This window comes from Trichocoleus sp. FACHB-46 (assembly GCF_014695385.1).
Classification (GTDB): domain Bacteria; phylum Cyanobacteriota; class Cyanobacteriia; order FACHB-46; family FACHB-46; genus Trichocoleus.
Map to the genome: position 1 here is coordinate 425,733 of NZ_JACJOD010000006.1, position 19,305 is coordinate 445,037.

Here is a 19,305-nt window from a genome sequence, read left to right on the forward strand (position 1 = left end):
AGATGTCATTAAAGTCAAATTAATCAGTAACGCAGCCGAAGCAAAGGTTTGAGCCAGCTTAGGTAGAATTTTTGAGCCGAAACAAGAGCACTTGAGTTGGTTGTTCGGCTTGTAAGTGGTTATTGCTGACCAGCAGTAGGCTTTGGGAGCCATCTGGCAACTGTGGCCCCAAAGTCATCCCGGCTAAGTCACCCAGCGGAATCCCAAGCTTGTTCAAGTCTAATAGCGATCGCTTGCGGATTGGCTGGATGCCTTCTGCGCCTTGCAGGCTAGCCAAACTAGAAGTGTCTGTAGCGCTGCCCATTGCCAATTGGAAAATTTCGGCAGAAGGGGTGGAGTCATCTAGGGTTTCTTCCAAGCTCAAGAAATGCCCGCCTTGGTCGAGCACCATCAGTTCTGTGAGTTGAGGCGCGATCGCACCAACGGGAGGAGCCTTGATGGGATACACATGCTCGGCAATCAGCACCGGAGGGCCTTCTCCGATCAGATAGTGAAGTAAGCGATTATTGGCGGTTTGGTTCTCTGTTTCCCGATCTTGCACCAAGGCTGATTGAGTGGCAGTGAAGATGCGAAATGGTTCTAAGTTAGCAGGGCTGACACTAGGAGCGCTGATGGTGAGGGCCGAAAATGCTCCGTGTTCTTGAACCCCTACGGGTGCTTCTGGCGTGCCAGTGCTAGGCAAATACCGATTGGGGATGGGCAAGCGATGCCGTAACTTGCCTGTCGCTAGATCAAACTCGCCGACTAAAGGAGTGCTCCCTGCGGCATCTAAGCTGTCACTCGAAATAAAGACAGACTGTTGTGGAGACAGGGCAATGCCAGCGGGAGCGATCGCATTAGGAGCATAGGGTTGACCGTTCTCTTGCGTCAGTAGTGTCACCTGCTCCACTTCTAGCTGCTGAATTTTGGGAGCCTGCGCGTCGCTGGTATCCAGGCTGAGCTTGAAGGTGTAAAACCTGGCTGGCGCTTGCTGACTCGAATCACTAGAAACGGCATAAAAGCGATCGTGCTGTCGATCATAAGTAAGAGCTGACAAAGCTCCGACTGGGGTGTTGTCGTAAGTGGACTGGGATAGTTGATACTCGTCCAAAAACTCTAGGGAGCGGTCTAAAAACAGTCTGGACTCGGCGGAAATCCTCGGTACACCGCAAGCAGTGAGTAAAAGGGGGATGATCAAAATCAGGGCGCTCAAGGCTCGACGGTAAGCCCTAAACGATGGGGCGATCGCTCGTAGAACTGCTGAGGAAAAAGATTGATCCTGTTTCACTGCCCATCCTCGACGCATACACAAAGCATTATCTATATTTGCTAAATTCACTAGCAATTAAAAACCCCCTGGAGAGGGGGTAAGACTGATTAAGTTTAAGTTGCAGCAGTTTCTAGAGTAGATAGAGCAGCAGAAAGAGTAGCACCCAGATTACGTCTACAAAGTGCCAATAGAGTTCAGCCGCTTCTACGCCAAAGTGGTTTTCCTTCGAGTAATGGTTGGGCTTGAGCGATCGCCACAGCACACCCAGCATCAGCACTAAACCGAAGCAAACGTGTAAACCGTGGAAGCCAGTCAAGACATAGAAAGTGCTACCAAACAAGTTTGAGGTGAGGCCAAATTCTAGATGCTTGTACTCATAGATCTGACCGCACAAGAAGACGGCTCCCATCAGAGCGGTGACGGCAAACCAAGTCCGCAACCCTTTCACATCGTCCTTTTTGACTGCTGTATCGGCTTGGTGAATCACAAAGCTGCTAGCAATCAGAATGACTGTGTTGATGCTGGGCAAAAGTAATTCCAGCTTGGGTGTCCCTGCGGGGGGCCAACTCGGAGCCACAGCCCGGAAGGTTAAATAAGCCGTAAATAAGCCCAGGAAGATCATGCCCTCAGCAATCAGGAAGACAATCACGCCTAGTAAGCGATAGTCGTGATGCTCAACACCGTGTGCCGAAACTTCTGACACTTCGGCTTGGTGATGGTAATTTAGCTCAGCTTTTGACGGATCAATCGTGGAACCTTGCATGAATCTCCAATGCCTTTAGCGCAACGACAAGTGCATTTATCTGGGTTGATCAGCGGTTGTGACTTTCGCCTTGGCGATCATCAGGATGAGCTGCAACCGCTGGATCAGGCTCAGCCCTGAGAGCAGAGCTAGGACCCGCTGATAAAGCTGGATCGCGGGCATCTGAGAACGGTACATCTACTTGAGTGGCGCGATTGCCCATCCCATAGTCGTAGGGGCCTGTAGCCAAAACGGGATCACTCTCAAAGTTTTCCACAGGGGGTGGGGAAGTCGTCATCCACTCTAAGGTGAGACCTTGCCAAGGGTTGTCGGGGGCTTTGGGACCCGCTATCCAACTCCAGCAGGCATTCACAATGAAAGGAATCGTAGAGAGCGCCAGCAAATAGGCACCGATCGAACAAATTAGGTTCAGGGTGGCGAACTTGGGATCGTACTCAGCAATGCGTCGGTTCATCCCTTCCATGCCTAGCTTGTGCATGGGCATGAAGGTGATATTGAAGCCGACTAGCATCATGGCAAAGTGAATTTTGCCCCAGGTTTCATTCAGCATCCGCCCCGTCATTTTGGGGAACCAGTGATAGAAGCCAGCGTAGATGCCAAAGACGCTACCACCAAACAGGACGTAGTGTAAGTGGGCGACGACAAAGTAAGTGTCGTGGACGTGAATATCAAAGGGGACAGCCGCCACCATCACGCCGCTGATGCCACCGATCACAAACATGGAGACAAAGCCCATCGCAAACAGCATGGCGCTGTTAAGCCGTAGCTTGCCGCCCCAGATGGTAGCCAGCCAACTGAACACCTTGATCCCCGTGGGGACGGCGATCACCATTGTCGTGATCATGAAAAACATGCGCAGCCAAGCGGGGGTGCCGCTGGTGAACATGTGGTGTGCCCACACGATCAGGCCCAAGAAGCTAATCGCCAAGCTGGAGTAAGCGATCGCCTTATAGCCAAAGATGGGCTTGCGAGCATGGACTGGCAGAATTTCTGAGATCATGCCAAAGAACGGCAAGATCATAATGTAAACGGCGGGGTGCGAATAGAACCAGAACAAATGCTGGTAAACAATCGGGTCACCGCCACCCGTGGGGTTGAAAAATGCCGTTCCCGCCAGCAAATCAAAGGCTAAGAGAATCAGTGCGCCTGCTAGAACTGGAGTCGCAATCAGCGCTAGGGCTGAAGTGGAGAGCATAGCCCAGCAGAACAACGGCATCTGGTTGTAGCCCATGCCAGGGGCCCGCATCTTCACAATCGTGACGATGAAGTTGACCGCTGCCAGGATCGAAGAGGTTCCAAGCAACAGCACACTCATGATCCAGATTGCTTCTCCAGCCTTGCCAGCAGCCATAGTGCTGAGAGGCGGATAAGAGGTCCAACCTGAACCTGGTGCCCCCACCAGAAAGCTACTAAGGAGCAATAAGCCTGCGGGTGGAATAATCCAGAAGGCGATCGCATTCAGGCGGGGGAAGGCCATGTCTCTGGCCCCAATCAGTAGGGGCACCAAGAAGTTGCCAAAGCCACCCGTCCCTGCTGGCACGATCCACAAAAAGATCATGATCGTGGCGTGGACCGTAAATAAGCTGTTGTAAACCTCGCGGCTGACAAAATCAACTTCTGGCGTTGCCAGTTCGGTGCGGACGGCAGTTGCCAGGACACCACCAATTAAATAGAAGATAAACGTAGTGACTAGGTACTGAATCCCAATCACCTTGTGGTCAGTACTAAAGCCAAAATATTCGCGCCAATGGGTCACTTTAGGCTCGGAGCCGTGGGCGGGGATGTTGGCAGTTTCTTGAAGCTGTGCTTGTGTCATAGCCAATTCTCACAACAGAGAGATGCCAAGTGACAGTCTCTAAATTTCTCTGAAAGCAAAACTCAACAGACCTTAAATTTGAGCGTGATTTAGCTAGCAGTACTACCAACAGTATCCGCATGATGCATTTGATGCATGCTATGGGGAAGTTCCTGGAGGGCTGCTGCGCTGATGCCTAAATCTTGGGTGTAAGGCGCTAAAAATTCATCGGTAGATAGCTCGGCTGGGTTAGCCGCGATCGCCTGGGTTAAGTCTGCTGATGCAGTTGCCTTCTGACTTTGAACCCAATTATCAAAGTCTCCAGGGGCCTGAACCAAGACTTTAGTTTTCATCGCACCGTGGTAGGCACCGCAAAGCTCGGCACAAATCAGGGGATATTCGCCAACTCTATTAGGCGTAAAGCGTAGTTCACTCTGCAAGCCAGGCACTGCATCTTGCTTCAAGCGAAATTCTGGTACCCAGAAGGCATGAATCACATCGTTGGCAGAGATGTTGAGCTTAACTTCGCGCCCTGCCGGGACATGCAACTCAGCCGCAACAATACCGCTGTCTGGGTAAGTAAAGATCCAGGCGAATTGCAAGCCTGTGACGTTCACCACCATTTCGGGGGCTTTGCCTTGCTTATCAGGTGTTGCCCCTACCTTGCCTGCGGTAACTCCTTCACTCGGAGCATCCTTGCGCTGAGGAATCGTTTCATTTCTAACCGCAGCTGTCGCCGGATCTTGCAGAGCCTTCTCTTGCTCTAGTTGATTGCGATTTTCTGTGGCGGGTGCATCCGTGAGGGTGGCCGCGATCGCCGCTCCAGGCATTTGAGCGATCCGCTCTGGTTTAGGAGCATGGGCAGCCGCGTGATTCATGGGATCAACCCCCCCTTCCCGCAGATAAACCTCGAAGCTATAGACCGAAATACCCAAAACAATGATGGCGGGGATCGCGGTCCAAAGGATTTCCAGGGGAATGTTGCCGTGGATGGGAGGCCCGTCTGTATCGTCCCCCTCACGCCGTCGGAATCGAATGATGGAAACAATGAGGACTCCCTGAACTAACAAGAAAATGCCAGTTCCGATAGTCATCATCACATTGAAGAGCCCGTCTACGAGAGAAGCTTCTTCAGAAGCTGCAATTGGCAACAAATCATGATTTTGGCCGTACCAAACACTCACGAGTGTCAGTAGGATGCCAGCAATCATGGCTGAAATAGCGCTTGGGATTTTCACGGCTAGTTAGAGAGTCCTATCAAAACTAAGTTTGAGATTAAGTAGCAACTAATTCTTTATTCATGAGTTCGGATCTCATTAAATGAGGAAATTCAACTCAGAGACTTCCCACAAAACTGAATTAATTTGCTAAATGCAAATAGGATCATCAAGCTTTATCAGTGCGATCTACCTACCAAGGTAAAGCAGGGAGTTAGGAAGATCGGTCGTCATTGTATATCTTTAGGAATTTCTTCGGGATCGCACCGAAGAGAGATGAATCAAGCGCTAGAAGTGTTTATCCTAGGTCTGAATTTTACACGGGTTTAACTTTTCAAAGTCAGATGTAACCACTCACGGCTTGCTTCACAATCCGAAGAAATTCCTAAACCTACCTCTATCTCAGGATAGCGTCCTTAAAGTAATAACTAGAGCCCTTCATCCTGAAAATCCAGTGTTAGGGTGAGGATAAGAGATGGCTCAAATCTTTGTAAATTTTGATTTTTGTTAGGGTACCGCTTATGACAGATTCTGTCTTACCTCGCCACCCTGAATCAGCGACAGAGTCATCCCAGCTCATTCAATGGATCTCACGCTTTGTCATGCGGATGGCGATCGCGACGTTGCTGTTGATGGCGATTGGCAGTGCTACCCGAGTCATGAATGCTGGATTAGCCTGCCCCGACTGGCCTTTGTGCTATGGCGAGTTGGTGCCCCGCCAGCAGATGAATCTGCAAGTGTTCCTAGAGTGGTTTCACCGCTTAGATGCCGCCCTTCTAGGTTTGTCTTCGCTCGCTTTATTTGGAGTTACTTGGTGGAATCGCCGCCAATTGCCAGCTTGGTTGCCTTGGTCTGCCACGCTGGTAGTGAGCTTAATTGTGTTTCAAGGAGCGTTGGGAGGGCTGACGGTTACTGAACTCCTCCGCTTCGACATCGTTACGGCTCATTTGGGAACGGCGCTGTTATATTTCACGACGTTGCTCGTGATTCGCATGGCATTGGTGCCTTACCAAGGCACAGGCACCGTTGGCCAACTTCCCTGGGTCAGCTTGAGCGCCGCTGTTTTCGTCTATGCTCAAAGCATTTTAGGCGCGTTAGTTGGCTCTCAGTGGGCATTACACCAATGCTTTGGTGCCGCCCAGCTTTGCCAAGTCATGAACAGCCATATCGCTGGAGTGGTGCCCGCTAGTTTAGCCACCATTGCAACGGTGTGGCTCGCTTGGCGAACCCCTGCGCTCAGCCCCCTGCTGCGCCAATTTGCCAACTGGATTGCAGGTTTGTTGGTGTTGCAAGTTGCCTTGGGGATCGCTACATTTCGCTTACACCTACAAGTTGAACCCCTGACTGTGGCTCACCAAGCAATCGGTGCTGGCTTACTCGGAACGCTGGTAGCGTTTACGGTGCTGGCTCTTCGCGATCGCGCTAGTGCTAAAGCTACTGAGTCAACAACCTCATCAGGGCAATCCTTGCCGAGTGCTCAGTCTGAACCTGCCTAGCTTCTTTTCTGGCAAGACCTGAAAGAACAGAGTCAGGCCATTGATGGCTTACAAATCAGTAGATGTATGGCTCTGCTGTTGTAGCCTGCAAGTTTTATAGGAACTAAATAATGCAAGAAACGCTTTGGACTCAAGCCCCCCGCCGCAACCAAAACTTGGTTCAGGTTATTCAGAGCTACTACCAACTCACCAAACCTCGCATTATCCTGCTGCTGCTAATTACGACTGCGGGTGGCATGTGGATTGCAGCCGAGGGCCAAGTTAATCCGCTGCTCCTGCTCGTGACGCTGACGGGTGGTACTTTGGCAGCGGCTTCAGCGAACACGATCAACTGTTTATACGATCGCGATATTGACTATGTGATGGAGCGGACTCGCCATCGACCCCTACCGTCTGGACGAGTGCAGCCTCGGGATGCGCTGATTTTCGCGCTCGCCCTAGCTTCAATTTCCTTTTCTTTGCTGGTAGTCTTTGCCAATCTACTCAGCGCCCTGCTAGCGATGTCGGGCATTTTGGTCTATGTCTTGGTCTATACCCATTGGCTCAAACGGCACAGCACCCAAAACATTGTGATTGGCGGAGCTGCGGGTGCGATCCCACCCTTAGTGGGTTGGGCGGCTGTGACAGGTGATCTGAGCTGGGCCGCTTGGGTGCTGTTTGCAATTGTCTTTTTCTGGACACCACCGCATTTCTGGGCCTTGGCGCTGATGATCCGTAAAGACTACGCGAGTGTTGGCGTGCCGATGTTGCCCGTGGTTGAAGGAGAAGCAGCAACGGCTCGGCAGATTTTGTGGTACAGCTTGCTCTTGATCCCCGTCACGCTACTGCTGGTTTATCCGCTGCATGTAATGGGCGCTGTGTACGCAGTCGTGGCATTGCTGCTGGGTGGAGTCTTGGTTCAGAAGGCATGGCAACTGATGCAAGCTCCTGAGGATCTAGACCAAGCGCGATCGCTGTTTAAGTATTCCATTCTCTACATGATGCTGCTTTGTGCAGGCATGGTAGTTGATAGTCTACCTGTCACCCATCAACTCTTGAGTTTCTGCACCGAGCATTTGCAAGCTCTCATCAGCGCCATTCCGATGCTGCAAGGTCTAACTGTTTAGAATAAAAGGAGATGCTGCTTAAACTTTAGTTATAAATTGCCAAGGAATATTGATCGCTATGCCTCCCGCTGTTCTGATTCAACACCTCCAGAAGCACTACGGTCAGGTTGAAGCGGTTAAAGACGTTTCTTTTCAGGTGGAGCCAGGAGAGATTTTTGGTCTCCTAGGACCGAATGGTGCGGGTAAAACTACTACGATTCGCTGCCTTTGCACCCTGGCGCAACCGGACGCTGGCCAAGTCGAAGTGTCCGGTGTCTCAGCCACTGAAAACCCCAGAGCGGCTCGACAGTTGCTGGGGTATGTCGCTCAAGAGGTGGCGTTGGATAAGGTTCTGACTGGACGGGAACTGCTGCAACTGCAAGCGGCGCTGTATCATTTGCCCCGTGCGATCGCTAAAGAACAAATTGCTAAGGCGATCGAATTACTGGGTTTGGCAGAGTGGGCCGATAAAAAGACAGGCACCTATTCAGGTGGACTCCGCAAGCGGCTAGATTTGGCGGCAGGTTTGCTGCACCAACCAGATGTCTTGGTTTTGGATGAGCCAACCGTAGGCTTAGATATTGAGAGTCGCGTGGCCGTCTGGAACTTCCTGCGACAGTTGCGGGCAGAAGGCACTGCGGTACTGATCACTAGCCACTATCTAGAAGAAATTGATGCTCTGGCCGATCGCGTCGCCATTATCGATCGCGGTTTGGTGATTGCTACAGGTACTCCTTCTGCCTTGAAAGATCAAGTTGGTGGCGATCGCATTACCCTGAGAATTCGAGAGTTTACACCTCTTGAGGAAGCAGAAGCAGCCAGAGCCATGTTGTCAGCTTTGCCAACTGTGCAAGAAGTGATTATCAACAGTGCTCAAGGTAACTCACTCAACTTAGTGGTCGCGTCCCAAACCGAGGCACTGGGCACTGTGCAGCAAGCCTTGAAAGAAGCTGGGCTACCTACGTTTGGCATTGCCCAAGCCCGCCCCAGTTTAGATGATGTTTACCTCGCTGCTACAGGTCGTACCCTGGTAGATGCAGAACTGGCAGCGGCAGAGAGTCGTGATCCCAAAGCCGAACGTAAACAAAATATGCGCTAATCCCTGAGCCCTAATTCCTAAGCTAACTGAGGACAGTTGAATGAGCCGTAGTGTAACTCCCCCAAAACCCAGCTTGACTTCCGAGAATACAGCCTTACCTAGTCAGGCCGTTGGACTAGCTACAAAACCAGCCTTGCCTCAGACCAGCACTTTGAGCGACTTTATCCAAGAAACATTAGCGCTGACTCGTCGCCTGTTTATCCAGTTGCAGCGTCGTCCCTCCACACTGATTGCTGGCATCATTCAGCCGTTGATGTGGCTGGTGCTATTTGGGGCATTGTTCCAAAACGTGCCGCAGGGCTTGTTTGGGGATAGCCAAAGTTACGGGCAGTTTTTGGGCGCAGGCATTATTGTCTTCACGGCCTTTGGTGGAGCGTTGAATGCGGGCCTTCCGGTCATGTTCGATCGCGAGTTTGGCTTCTTAAATCGTCTGCTGGTAGCACCTCTCGCTTCTCGCTTCTCGATTGTGGTGGCCTCAGCGATTTTCATCACCACGCTCAGCCTGATTCAGACAGCAGTGATTGTCAGCGCGATCGCCTTCTTGGGTGCTGGCTTACCTAATCTTTTAGGCTTGGGTGTCGTGACTTTAATTGTGTTTGCCTTGGTTCTAGGTGTAACTGGTTTGAGCTTAGGGTTGGCCTTCGCCTTACCTGGGCACGTCGAACTGATTGCCGTGATTTTTGTCACAAATTTGCCGCTGTTGTTTGCCAGTACAGCCCTCGCCCCTCTGTCGTTTATGCCCCACTGGTTGCAAGTGGTAGCGACGCTCAATCCCCTGAGTTACGCGATCGAGCCGATTCGCTATCTCTATCTACACAATGACTGGGCTTTGAGCAGTATCGTGATGCAAGCACCTTGGGGATCAGTCAGCCTAGGTGGGGCCTTATTGGTGCTCTTTGCTTTTGACCTCGTCGCTTTGTTGAGTATTCAGCCTCTGCTCCGGCGCACCTTTGCTTAACTGGTCTTGGGGCCGTTGCGAGGTCAGAGCGGCAGGGTTAGACTGTCCTTAGGTTAAGTGAACCTGTCAAACTAGAAAACAACGTAGCCTCATACTCAAGCATGGGAGCTTTTCTGGTTTCCTAGCGTCTTAAAATCTCAGTCAAAGTTTAGTAAATATTGGATTGGAGCCGAAAGGGCTTATGAAGATGCAGCCTCAGACTAAATTAGCTTTTCCTCGCTTCCAGGCTCGACTTGCCCTCGGTCTGCTGCTTGGTGTTGCGCTTGCTCCTTGTCTACTGCCTCAAGCTACCTCGGCTCAAACTGCTGGGGCTGTGCAGCCGCTAGAGGATTTTCAAAATAAGGATGGGGGCACTGATCTCTTTTCTGACCGTTCTGGCAATGGTGCCTCTAGTTTGTTTGACTTGATGCATCGCGCTGCTTTTGGTGGTATGCGGAGCGCGGATGACTACGGGACTGAGCAGCAACAAAATTTAAATGATGCCGCAGCTCAATTTCGGGCAATCCAACTACAACGCCTGAAACAGCAAAAGGGCCCTGCTAGTCGGCCCTCGGCTCCTGCAACGACCCTAGAAATTGCTCCTGCTACTGGCACTTCAGTTAAATAGAAGCTCAGACTAGCTTAAAGAAGTCGCCGTTCAAGCCAGCTTTAGTTGATTGGCTTGAACTGGTAAGCTTGGGACTGCTTTTTAGCCACAGGTGTGACCTGAACTAACTGCACGACTCCTTCGCGATCGCCTGTTGAAGAAAAAGACACAGCCCCTAGAGCACCCGTCGCAGTGAAGTTGGGTGTTTCCAATGTCTGTCTGACTCCACGACGGGAAGGATCACGTCGGATTCCTGCGACTAAAGTCTGGGTTGAGTCATAGGCGAGAGCCGTGCGCCAGTCAATTTCATGCCCCCATAGCTTTTGGGCTTGCTGTTGAAAAGGTAGGCGAGTATTACCCAAAACGTTAGAAGGGACAGCCACGACCATGCCGACTGCTGCCTCCCCTCCCACTTGTAAAGTCTTCTTGGTATAGATGCTGTCTCCGGCGAGAACGGGAAGCCGTCTGCGGTTAATCTGTACAACTTGCAAAGCGCGATCGCTCACCTGACTGGGAGCGGCCAGCATAATAACTTCTGCTTTTTGCTGAATCGCTTTCTCTACACTTTCGTAGGCATTAAAGTCAGGGCCAGCTAGATCGAACTCAGCTACAACCTTGCCCGGAGCACCATAGAACAAAGCATTCTTAAACTCGCTGCTTAGAGATTCACTGTAACTACTATTGGAGCTGAAAAAAATAGCGACTCGTTTCTTTTGCAATCGGGTCAGCATGTAGTTGCAAAGCGCACGGGCGGTGAAGCGATCGCTGGGCATGACCCGAAAAATGTAGCTGCCTAGCGTTGAAAGTTGCACGGCAGAACTAATTGGAGCCACTATTGCCAATTGCCCTGTTTGATAAACCTTCCCAGCCGCTAAGGTAGTATCGCTCGTACCATGTCCTACTACGCCTAAGACATGAGGATGATTAATTAGGTCTGTAGCAATGGCTTGAGCCGTTTCGATTCGGTTATTATCATTGGCGATCGCTACTTTCAGTGGTACTCCATTGATGCCGCCGCCTTGATTCACTTGGGTTTGAGCTTGTGCTACCCCTCGTAAAATTTCTAGGGAAGAATTCAGCGTGTCCCCCAGCGGAACGGCGACGGCGATCGCATGGGCAGGCATAGCTCCAATCCGGGCGTTGTTGAGGTAAATCAAAGTTTCTGGGTCACTGCGCTCCCCTTGGCGAGCTACTTCTAGGGCTGTTACTGCCTGGGAGTAAGCTTTAATTGCCAATGCATCTACCCCCTTTTGTTTGGCAGGTTGGCTGGTTCCTGGTGTCAGAATTTTCTCCCCCCAACTAATGTGATCAGTCGCGATCGCTGTAGCAGGGCTAGGGGTTGGAGTTGATGTTTCGACAGTTACATCGCTGAAAAGTTGAGGTAGGGGTTTTCTGAGCAAAACCGCCATCCCAAAGCTAGCAATTGTGGCAACACCCAGCCCTAATAGAACTGACCGCAGGTGACGAAGTCGGCGATCTGGGGGATTCTCAGGCGTTGCGATCGCAGGAATCATAGGCTCGACAGGATCAGCCCGAGGCAAATCAGTAATATGTTGCAGTGCTTGTAAAACTGCCGTTGCCGATTGGTAACGCTGATTGAAGTGATAGCGCACCATGTTGTCGATGATAGTCGCTAACTGGACACTGACCCGGGCTTGGTCGCGCCAAACTATCTCTCCGCTCTCTGGATCAACGGGAAATTGAGAAGGCCGCATTCCAGTTAAGGCTTGAACCGCGATGACCCCCAACGCATAAATGTCGCTGCTAAATTGAGGCTTGCCTAAACATTGCTCACTCGCTCCATAGCCTGAGGTGTAAATGGGAACGCTTAATTGGGTTTGGCCTATGGTTTCGGCAACCTGGTTAGTAATGGTTTTGACTGCACCAAAATCAATTAAAACTAATTTGCCGTCATGCTGCCGCCGAATTAAATTGTCTGGTTTAATATCTCGATGAATAACTCCTTGGGAGTGAATGTAAGCTAAGACTCCCAAAACATCTTCTAAGATGCCAATGACTTGAGCTTCTGATAACTTAGTCCCCCAAGGCAATTCCACGCTTAAAGGATTACCAGGTATAAACTCTTGCACCAAATAAAACTCTTCTGCTTCCTCGAAATAAGCTAAAAGTTGAGGAATTTGGTCGTGATGTCTACCTAATTTTTCTAAAGTCTCTGCTTCTGCATAAAATAAGCGCCTCACCTGTTGCAATACGTGAGGATGCTGCGTCGCAAAGTTCAGATGTTTGAGCACGCAGGGGGGATTGCCAGGTCGCTGCATGTCCTCTGCAATGAAAGTCTGACCAAACCCGCCTGAGCCTAGAGCTTGAATAACTTTGTAGCGCGCCCCTAACAGTCTTCCTAGCATTGCATTCATAGAATACAGCAGAGTCTACTATCGCTAACCCCAAAATATGCGAGCTACGATATTGGCATTGTATTCGTTGTCAATCACTGCTGAGAAAGTTCAATTCAAGAAGCACTTTCCAGAGTTAGTAAGTTAACTTTGCTTTTTTTAGGATTCCGAGTCTATCTGCTTGGGCTTAGTTCTTAGTCGCACGGAGTCCGCATGAGAACTGAGCCCTTCCGCTGTGGCTAAAACATCCACGGCTTCTGAGACTTTTTGTAGCGCTGTGGGACTGTATTGAATCAAGCTAGAGTGTTTCATAAAAGTTTCTACTCCTAGAGGCGAGGCATAGCGAGCCGAACCAGAAGTAGGCAAGGTGTGGTTGGGACCTGCTAAGTAGTCTCCTACAGCCTCTGGCGTCGAGGACCCCAGGAAGATAGCTCCAGCATGACGAATGTGGTCAATTAAGGCCCACGGGTCTTCAACTTCTAGCTCTAAATGCTCTGGGGCAAATTCATTAGAAAGCTCAGCCGCAGTTTCGAGCGAATCCACAACAATGATTAGGCCGTAGTGAGCGATCGCCTTCTCAGTGAGCGTGCGTCTGGGATGGTCAATTAGTTGTTGCTCTACTTCCGCCACTACTTTGAGAGCCAGAGAAGAGTCTGTGGTAATTAAGATCGCTGCTGCCATTGGGTCATGCTCTGCCTGAGCTAGCAGATCAGCCGCGATAAACACTGGGTTGGCAGTTTCGTCGGCGATTACTAATACTTCTGAAGGGCCGGCTAAGGAGTCAATGCCAACGGTGCCGTAAACCAGTTTCTTGGCCAAAGTGACATAGATGTTTCCCGGTCCCGTAATCACATCTACTTTGGGAATGGTTTCGGTGCCAAATGCCAAAGCTGCGATCGCTTGCGCCCCACCCACTCGATAAATCTCTTGAACGCCTGCTTCTTGCGCGGCCACTAGTACGGCTGGGTTTACAGTTTTTTCTGGTCCTGGTGGGGTCACGATCGCAATTCTGGGTACCTGAGCGACCATCGCTGGAACTGCGTTCATCAAAACCGTACTAGGATAAGCTCCTCGGCCCCCAGGTACATAGAGCCCTGCTCGATCAACGGGTGTATAGCGCTTCCCTAGAACTACATCATCTTCACCAAACTGCACCCAGCTTTTAGGGACTCGTTGCCGATGAAACGCTTCAATCTGTTTATGAGCCAAACGAATCGCATCTAGCAACTCCTTTGATACCTGCTGGTAGGCAGCATCCAACTCTGAGCCACTCACACGTAATTCTTCAGGTTTCAGTTCTTGTTGGTCAAATTCGGCTGTGTAGTGTAGCAGGGCTCGATCGCCTTGGCGCTTCACAGCTTGTAACACTTCCCGAACCGTGGCTTCTTTGTGAAACACTTGGTCGTCGTGAGTGCGATCGCAAATACGCCGTAGCTCGGTCCGTGCCTCAGTTCGCTGAGTAATAATTCGCAGCATGGAGTCAGAATGCAGTCTCTTAGGAATTACCCGTCGGAGAGCGGGTTTGACAAACCCGTACTCGCCTCTCTAGCTTAACCTGGATTTTTGAAGGATCGGAATAGGGTGAGGAGATGCTATATTGGTTTTTCTGGTATTTTATTTCATTGAAAGTAGTTGTAGAGAGTTTCCTTAGGACTGGCTGTGGCGAATATTAAGTCTGCTATTAAACGCGTCAAGATCGCAGAACGCAACCGTTTGCGCAACAAAACCTACAAGTCAGCGGTGAAAACCCTGATGAAGAAGTACTTAGCAGCTGTAGACACCTATACAGCCAATCCTAGCCCTGAGCTAGAGCAAGAAGTACAGCAGCACATGGCCAATGCCTACAGCAAAATTGATAAAGCTGTGAAGCGAGGTGTATTGCACCCTAACACTGGGGCTCGCAAGAAATCGAACCTTGCTAAAGCTCTAAAGCGGCAAGATGCTTCTGTTTCTGCTGCTTCCTAGGCAGTCTGTAAATAGATTGTCAGCAAAAGTAGAGCTAGCTGCGAATAATTCAACTCTGGCATTGTTATAGTCTGGTGTTTAAAACGCCAGGCTGTTTTGCTGAGAAGGCGCTGGCGAAAGTTTAGTGACTGGATTAAGCCAGTCTGCTGGCAGTAAACAGCTTGTTCATCTTAGAAGCCGCAAGCAACTCGCTTATGCAGTTGATTGATACGCACGTCCATATCAACTTTGATACTTTTCAGCCTGACTTAGAGGCTATATCTCAGCGCTGGCGAGAAGCAGGTTTGGTTCATCTGATCCATTCTTGTGTAGAGCCAGCGGAGTTTAGCAGTATGCAAGCGCTGGCTGATCGGTTTCCAGAGCTGTCTTTTGCCGTAGGTCTGCACCCCCTGGATGTGGACAAATGGACCCCTGATTCTCATTGCCAGATCTTGGAGTTGGCTACCTCTGACCCTCGAGTCGTGGCGATTGGGGAAACGGGTTTGGACTTTTACAAGGCGGAGAATCGGCAGCAGCAAACAGCTGTGTTTCAAGCTCAACTTGCGATCGCTCAAGCGTTGAATTTGCCAGTGATCATTCATTGCCGAGATGCTGCACCCGAAATGGCGCAGCTACTCAAGGATTTTTGGCAAAGCCAAGGTCCGGTTCGCGGCGTAATGCATTGCTGGGGAGGGACACCAACCGAAACTGAGTGGTTCCTAGAACTAGGTTTCTACATCAGTTTTAGCGGTACGGTGACTTTCAAAAATGCGGCTCAAATTCAAGCTTCCGCCCGTATGGTGCCTAGCGATCGCCTTTTAGTAGAAACAGACTGCCCCTTCTTAGCTCCTGTCCCCAAGCGGGGTGAGCGCCGGAACGAACCTGCCTATGTACGTTATGTAGCCGAGCAAGTCGCTCATTTGCGATCGGTTTCTCTAGAAGTGCTGGCAGCGCAGACTACACAGAATGCCTGTAAACTTTTTGGTTTGTCTCAGCTACAACTAGAAGCAACTGAAGGACTCGCCATCTCCTGATCAAGCAAAAATCTCAACTGGGTTTGGAAAACTACAGACCACAGTTAGGCTTTGCTTGCGCCATAATGGTAGAAGTGTGAATTACTTAGGTCGCTTCGTAGCTTTAGCCAATCCAATTAGACGGCTGCTGTTTGCAAACTACCTCTGCTGCCCCTGAAGTTTCAGTTCCCTGAAATCTCAGCAAGTCCATACAATTCCCCACTCTTAGTTTAAAAAGTCAAGCTTGCTAGCTAAACAAGCCCCTTGGAGACTACCTTAAATCTCTCAACTGCCCACTTAATTCGCTAGACTACACTTTTGGGTCCTTCTCGTCAGGGTCCAAAATTTTCTATTGACATTTTTGTGCAGATCGCATAACATCTGGGACTCGCGCTGGGCGTGACCCTCCTGAGGAGACGCATGACTAATCAGACTCAAACTGCACTGGCCTTCACCCTTCCAGATTTAGTTGAGATTCAGCGATCCAGTTTTCGCTGGTTCTTAGAAGAGGGACTCATTGAGGAGCTAGAGAGCTTCTCGCCTATTACCGATTACACGGGCAAACTGGAGTTACATTTCCTAGGTAAGAATTACAAACTGAAGCGACCCAAATACGACGTTGATGAAGCGAAGCGACGGGATGGCACTTATGCTGTCCAGATGTACGTTCCTACCCGCTTGATCAATAAAGAGACAGGTGAGATTAAAGAGCAGGAAGTTTTCATCGGTGACCTGCCTTTAATGACCGATCGCGGTACCTTCATTATTAACGGTGCTGAGCGGGTTATCGTCAATCAGATTGTTCGCAGCCCTGGCGTCTACTATAAGTCTGAAACTGACAAAAATGGTCGTCGTACCTATAATGCCAGCTTGATTCCCAACCGAGGCGCTTGGCTCAAGTTTGAGACTGACAAAAACGACTTGGTGTGGGTGCGGATTGACAAAACCCGCAAGCTATCTGCTCAGGTGTTGTTGAAGGCATTAGGTCTCACCGACAACGAAATTTTTGATGCCTTGCGTCACCCAGAGTACTTCCAGAAAACGATTGAGAAGGAAGGCCAGTTTAGCGAAGAAGAAGCTTTGATGGAGCTTTACCGCAAACTGCGTCCTGGTGAACCTCCAACCGTTTCCGGGGGACAACAACTGCTAGATTCCCGCTTCTTTGATCCTAAGCGTTACGACTTGGGTCGGGTGGGTCGCTATAAGCTCAACAAGAAACTCAGACTCAATGTGGCGGATACCGTTCGAGTCTTGACTGCTCAGGATATCTTGGCTGCCATTGATTACCTGATTAACTTGGAATTTGATATTGGCAACATTGATGACATCGATCACCTGGGCAACCGTCGGGTGCGCTCCGTGGGTGAGTTGTTGCAAAACCAAGTTAGAGTCGGCCTCAACCGTTTAGAGCGGATTATTCGAGAAAGGATGACCGTCTCGGATGCAGATTCTCTAACGCCTGCCTCTTTGGTGAACCCTAAGCCTCTCGTGGCTGCGATTAAAGAGTTCTTTGGTTCCAGCCAACTGTCTCAGTTCATGGACCAAACCAATCCTTTAGCCGAGTTGACCCACAAGCGTCGCCTCAGTGCCTTAGGCCCTGGTGGTTTGACGAGAGAGAGAGCAGGCTTTGCGGTACGGGATATTCACCCTAGTCACTACGGGCGGATTTGTCCGATTGAGACTCCAGAAGGTCCGAACGCTGGTTTGATCGGTTCTTTGGCAACTCATGCTCGCGTCAACGCCTACGGGTTCATTGAGACACCGTTTTATCCTGTGGAGACGGGATGCGTTCTGAAGGACCAACCCCCTATCTACATGACCGCAGATGAGGAAGATGATCTGCGGGTTGCTCCGGGTGATATTCCGATGGATGAGGCAGGTTACATTCAAGGTGTGACTGTTCCAGTGCGTTACCGCCAAGACTTCACGACCACTACGCCAGATCAGGTGGACTACGTGGCTGTCTCGCCCGTGCAAATCATTTCGGTGGCAGCTTCGTTGATTCCTTTCCTAGAGCATGATGACGCGAACCGCGCTCTGATGGGTTCTAACATGCAACGGCAAGCAGTTCCTCTGTTGCGGCCAGAGCGGCCTTTGGTGGGGACAGGTTTGGAAGCTCAGGCAGCGCGTGACTCCGGGATGGTTGTGGTCAGCCGAACCGACGGTGAAGTCACTTATGTAGCGGCTGATAAGCTACGAGTGAGAGATCCTCAAGGTCGCGAAATTGAGTATCCCATGCAGAAGTATCAGCGGTCTAACCAAGATACCTGCTTGAATCAACGCCCCATCGTGTTTGTGGGCGATCGCGTCGTGGCAGGTCAAGTCCTAGCTGATGGTTCAGCGACCGAAGGTGGAGAATTGGCTCTAGGACAAAACGTTCTAGTGGCTTACATGCCTTGGGAAGGCTACAACTACGAGGACGCGATCCTGATCAGCGAGCGCCTGGTTTCTGATGACGTCTACACTTCAATTCACGTTGAGAAATACGAGATTGAAGCGCGTCAAACCAAGCTTGGCCCCGAAGAAATCACCCGTGAAATTCCCAACGTCGGTGAAGACTCCCTCCGACAACTCGACGAAAGCGGCATCATTCGGATTGGCGCTTGGGTAGAAGCAGGCGACATTCTGGTTGGTAAAGTGACTCCCAAAGGAGAATCAGATCAGCCACCCGAAGAAAAGCTACTACGAGCGATCTTTGGTGAAAAAGCTAGAGATGTGCGTGATAACTCCCTGCGCGTCCCTAATGGCGAGAAAGGCCGAGTCGTGGATGTGCGAGTCTTTACCCGTGAGCAAGGAGATGAATTGCCGCCGGGTGCCAACATGGTCGTGCGGGTTTATGTAGCCCAGAAGCGCAAGATCCAAGTTGGGGATAAAATGGCAGGTCGTCACGGCAACAAGGGAATTATTTCCCGGATTTTGCCGCTCGAAGACATGCCTTACTTACCGGATGGTCGTCCTGTCGATATCGTGCTCAATCCTTTGGGCGTACCTTCTCGGATGAACGTGGGCCAAGTCTTTGAATGCCTCTTGGCTTGGGCGGGAGAGAACTTGGATGCCCGCTTCAAGGTCGTGCCTTTTGACGAAATGCACGGGGCAGAGAAGTCTCGTGAAACCGTGCACGGCAAGCTTCAGGAAGCGAGCAAGCGGAAGGGCCAACCTTGGTTGTTTGACCCTGACAATGCTGGCAAGACTCAAGTTTTTGACGGTCGGACTGGCGAACCTTTCGATCAACCTGTGACCATCGGTAAAGCTTACATGCTGAAGCTGGTGCACTTGGTGGATGACAAGATTCACGCTCGTTCTACTGGACCTTACTCGCTCGTCACGCAGCAGCCGTTGGGTGGTAAAGCTCAACAAGGCGGTCAGCGCTTTGGGGAAATGGAAGTGTGGGCACTGGAGGCATTTGGTGCCGCCTACACCTTGCAAGAGTTGTTGACTGTGAAGTCGGATGACATGCAGGGTCGGAATGAAGCCCTCAATGCGATCGTCAAAGGGAAAGCCATTCCTCGTCCGGGAACCCCAGAATCATTCAAGGTGTTGATGCGAGAACTCCAGTCTCTCTGTTTGGATATTGCAGTCCACAAGGTAGAGACGAAGGAGGACGGCACCAGCCGAGATGTAGAGGTAGACCTAATGGCGGACGTCAATAGCCGTCGAGCTCCCTCTCGCCCCACCTACGAATCCATTTCCAGAGAAGAACTGGAAGAAGAAGACGCTTAAGTCAATACGAGATGGGTTGCTAGAGC

At 50.6% G+C, this 19,305-nt stretch carries 14 protein-coding genes; 8 read left to right on the forward strand and 6 right to left on the reverse strand.

Annotated elements, in window-relative coordinates; translation table 11 throughout:
* Positions 1 to 58: 58 nt before the first annotated feature.
* The 4 genes from H6F72_RS02175 to H6F72_RS02190 all read right to left on the reverse strand — a co-directional run bounded on the left by H6F72_RS02175 (position 59) and on the right by H6F72_RS02190 (position 5,045).
* Positions 59 to 1,267 carry an esterase-like activity of phytase family protein gene (locus H6F72_RS02175; protein WP_199298820.1) on the reverse strand — a complete coding sequence of 403 codons (1,209 nt, stop codon included), beginning with the start codon at positions 1,265 to 1,267 and terminating at the stop codon, positions 59 to 61.
* 112 nt (positions 1,268 to 1,379) lie between these two features.
* On the reverse strand, positions 1,380 to 2,012 hold the full coding sequence (locus H6F72_RS02180; protein ID WP_190431390.1) for a heme-copper oxidase subunit III: 633 nt from the start codon (positions 2,010 to 2,012) through the stop codon (positions 1,380 to 1,382).
* A 49-nt stretch (positions 2,013 to 2,061) separates the two neighbouring features.
* The gene (gene ctaD / locus H6F72_RS02185; RefSeq protein WP_190431392.1) at positions 2,062 to 3,828 is read right to left on the reverse strand and encodes a cytochrome c oxidase subunit I; all 1,767 of its coding nucleotides are present in this window, start codon (positions 3,826 to 3,828) and stop codon (positions 2,062 to 2,064) included.
* Positions 3,829 to 3,917: 89 nt separating this feature from the next.
* Positions 3,918 to 5,045: a cytochrome c oxidase subunit II gene (locus H6F72_RS02190; protein ID WP_190431394.1), complete on the reverse strand. Its 1,128-nt coding sequence runs from the start codon at positions 5,043 to 5,045 to the stop codon at positions 3,918 to 3,920.
* A 500-nt stretch (positions 5,046 to 5,545) separates the two neighbouring features.
* Here H6F72_RS02190 and H6F72_RS02195 point away from each other — a divergent pair, with 500 nt between their 5' ends.
* The 5 genes from H6F72_RS02195 (at position 5,546) to H6F72_RS02215 (ending at position 10,269) form a co-directional block, all read left to right on the forward strand.
* Complete coding sequence (locus tag H6F72_RS02195; RefSeq protein ID WP_190431396.1) at positions 5,546 to 6,520, forward strand: heme A synthase; 975 nt, start codon at positions 5,546 to 5,548, stop codon at positions 6,518 to 6,520.
* A gap of 110 nt (positions 6,521 to 6,630) precedes the next feature.
* Positions 6,631 to 7,626, forward strand: coding sequence for a heme o synthase (locus H6F72_RS02200; protein WP_190431398.1), 996 nt, complete (start codon positions 6,631 to 6,633; stop codon positions 7,624 to 7,626).
* Positions 7,627 to 7,684: 58 nt separating this feature from the next.
* Positions 7,685 to 8,704, forward strand: coding sequence for an ABC transporter ATP-binding protein (locus H6F72_RS02205; RefSeq protein WP_190431400.1), 1,020 nt, complete (start codon positions 7,685 to 7,687; stop codon positions 8,702 to 8,704).
* Between the two features lie 40 nt (positions 8,705 to 8,744).
* Positions 8,745 to 9,662 carry an ABC transporter permease gene (locus tag H6F72_RS02210; RefSeq protein WP_190431402.1) on the forward strand — a complete coding sequence of 306 codons (918 nt, stop codon included), beginning with the start codon at positions 8,745 to 8,747 and terminating at the stop codon, positions 9,660 to 9,662.
* A gap of 181 nt (positions 9,663 to 9,843) precedes the next feature.
* Positions 9,844 to 10,269 (forward strand): hypothetical protein, encoded by a 426-nt coding sequence (locus H6F72_RS02215; RefSeq protein ID WP_190431404.1) that lies wholly within the window; start codon positions 9,844 to 9,846, stop codon positions 10,267 to 10,269.
* Between the two features lie 41 nt (positions 10,270 to 10,310).
* Here the strand turns inward: H6F72_RS02215 and H6F72_RS02220 are convergent, their stop codons facing one another.
* A complete protein-coding gene (locus H6F72_RS02220; RefSeq protein WP_190431406.1) occupies positions 10,311 to 12,623 on the reverse strand; it encodes a bifunctional serine/threonine-protein kinase/ABC transporter substrate-binding protein in 2,313 nt (770 codons plus the stop codon).
* A 138-nt stretch (positions 12,624 to 12,761) separates the two neighbouring features.
* Positions 12,762 to 14,078 (reverse strand): histidinol dehydrogenase, encoded by a 1,317-nt coding sequence (gene hisD / locus H6F72_RS02225; RefSeq protein ID WP_190431408.1) that lies wholly within the window; start codon positions 14,076 to 14,078, stop codon positions 12,762 to 12,764.
* Positions 14,079 to 14,261: 183 nt separating this feature from the next.
* Between hisD and rpsT the strand changes: the two genes are divergently transcribed.
* From rpsT to rpoB, 3 genes are all read left to right on the forward strand, one after another.
* Complete coding sequence (rpsT, locus tag H6F72_RS02230; protein WP_190431411.1) at positions 14,262 to 14,567, forward strand: 30S ribosomal protein S20; 306 nt, start codon at positions 14,262 to 14,264, stop codon at positions 14,565 to 14,567.
* A 194-nt stretch (positions 14,568 to 14,761) separates the two neighbouring features.
* Positions 14,762 to 15,580: a TatD family hydrolase gene (locus H6F72_RS02235; protein ID WP_190431414.1), complete on the forward strand. Its 819-nt coding sequence runs from the start codon at positions 14,762 to 14,764 to the stop codon at positions 15,578 to 15,580.
* Between the two features lie 399 nt (positions 15,581 to 15,979).
* A complete protein-coding gene (rpoB, locus tag H6F72_RS02240) occupies positions 15,980 to 19,279 on the forward strand; it encodes a DNA-directed RNA polymerase subunit beta (RefSeq protein WP_190431415.1) in 3,300 nt (1,099 codons plus the stop codon).
* Positions 19,280 to 19,305 lie beyond the last annotated feature (26 nt).

Coding starts and splice junctions, on each gene's coding strand:
- H6F72_RS02215 (WP_190431404.1), top strand. CDS start 9,844: ATGAAGATGCAGCCTCAGACTAAATTAGCTTTTCCTCGCTTCCAGGCT.
- H6F72_RS02205 (WP_190431400.1), top strand. CDS start 7,685: ATGCCTCCCGCTGTTCTGATTCAACACCTCCAGAAGCACTACGGTCAG.
- ctaD (WP_190431392.1), bottom strand. CDS start 3,828: ATGACACAAGCACAGCTTCAAGAAACTGCCAACATCCCCGCCCACGGC.
- hisD (WP_190431408.1), bottom strand. CDS start 14,078: ATGCTGCGAATTATTACTCAGCGAACTGAGGCACGGACCGAGCTACGG.
- H6F72_RS02195 (WP_190431396.1), top strand. CDS start 5,546: ATGACAGATTCTGTCTTACCTCGCCACCCTGAATCAGCGACAGAGTCA.
- H6F72_RS02210 (WP_190431402.1), top strand. CDS start 8,745: ATGAGCCGTAGTGTAACTCCCCCAAAACCCAGCTTGACTTCCGAGAAT.
- rpoB (WP_190431415.1), top strand. CDS start 15,980: ATGACTAATCAGACTCAAACTGCACTGGCCTTCACCCTTCCAGATTTA.
- H6F72_RS02180 (WP_190431390.1), bottom strand. CDS start 2,012: ATGCAAGGTTCCACGATTGATCCGTCAAAAGCTGAGCTAAATTACCAT.
- H6F72_RS02200 (WP_190431398.1), top strand. CDS start 6,631: ATGCAAGAAACGCTTTGGACTCAAGCCCCCCGCCGCAACCAAAACTTG.
- H6F72_RS02220 (WP_190431406.1), bottom strand. CDS start 12,623: ATGAATGCAATGCTAGGAAGACTGTTAGGGGCGCGCTACAAAGTTATT.
- H6F72_RS02235 (WP_190431414.1), top strand. CDS start 14,762: ATGCAGTTGATTGATACGCACGTCCATATCAACTTTGATACTTTTCAG.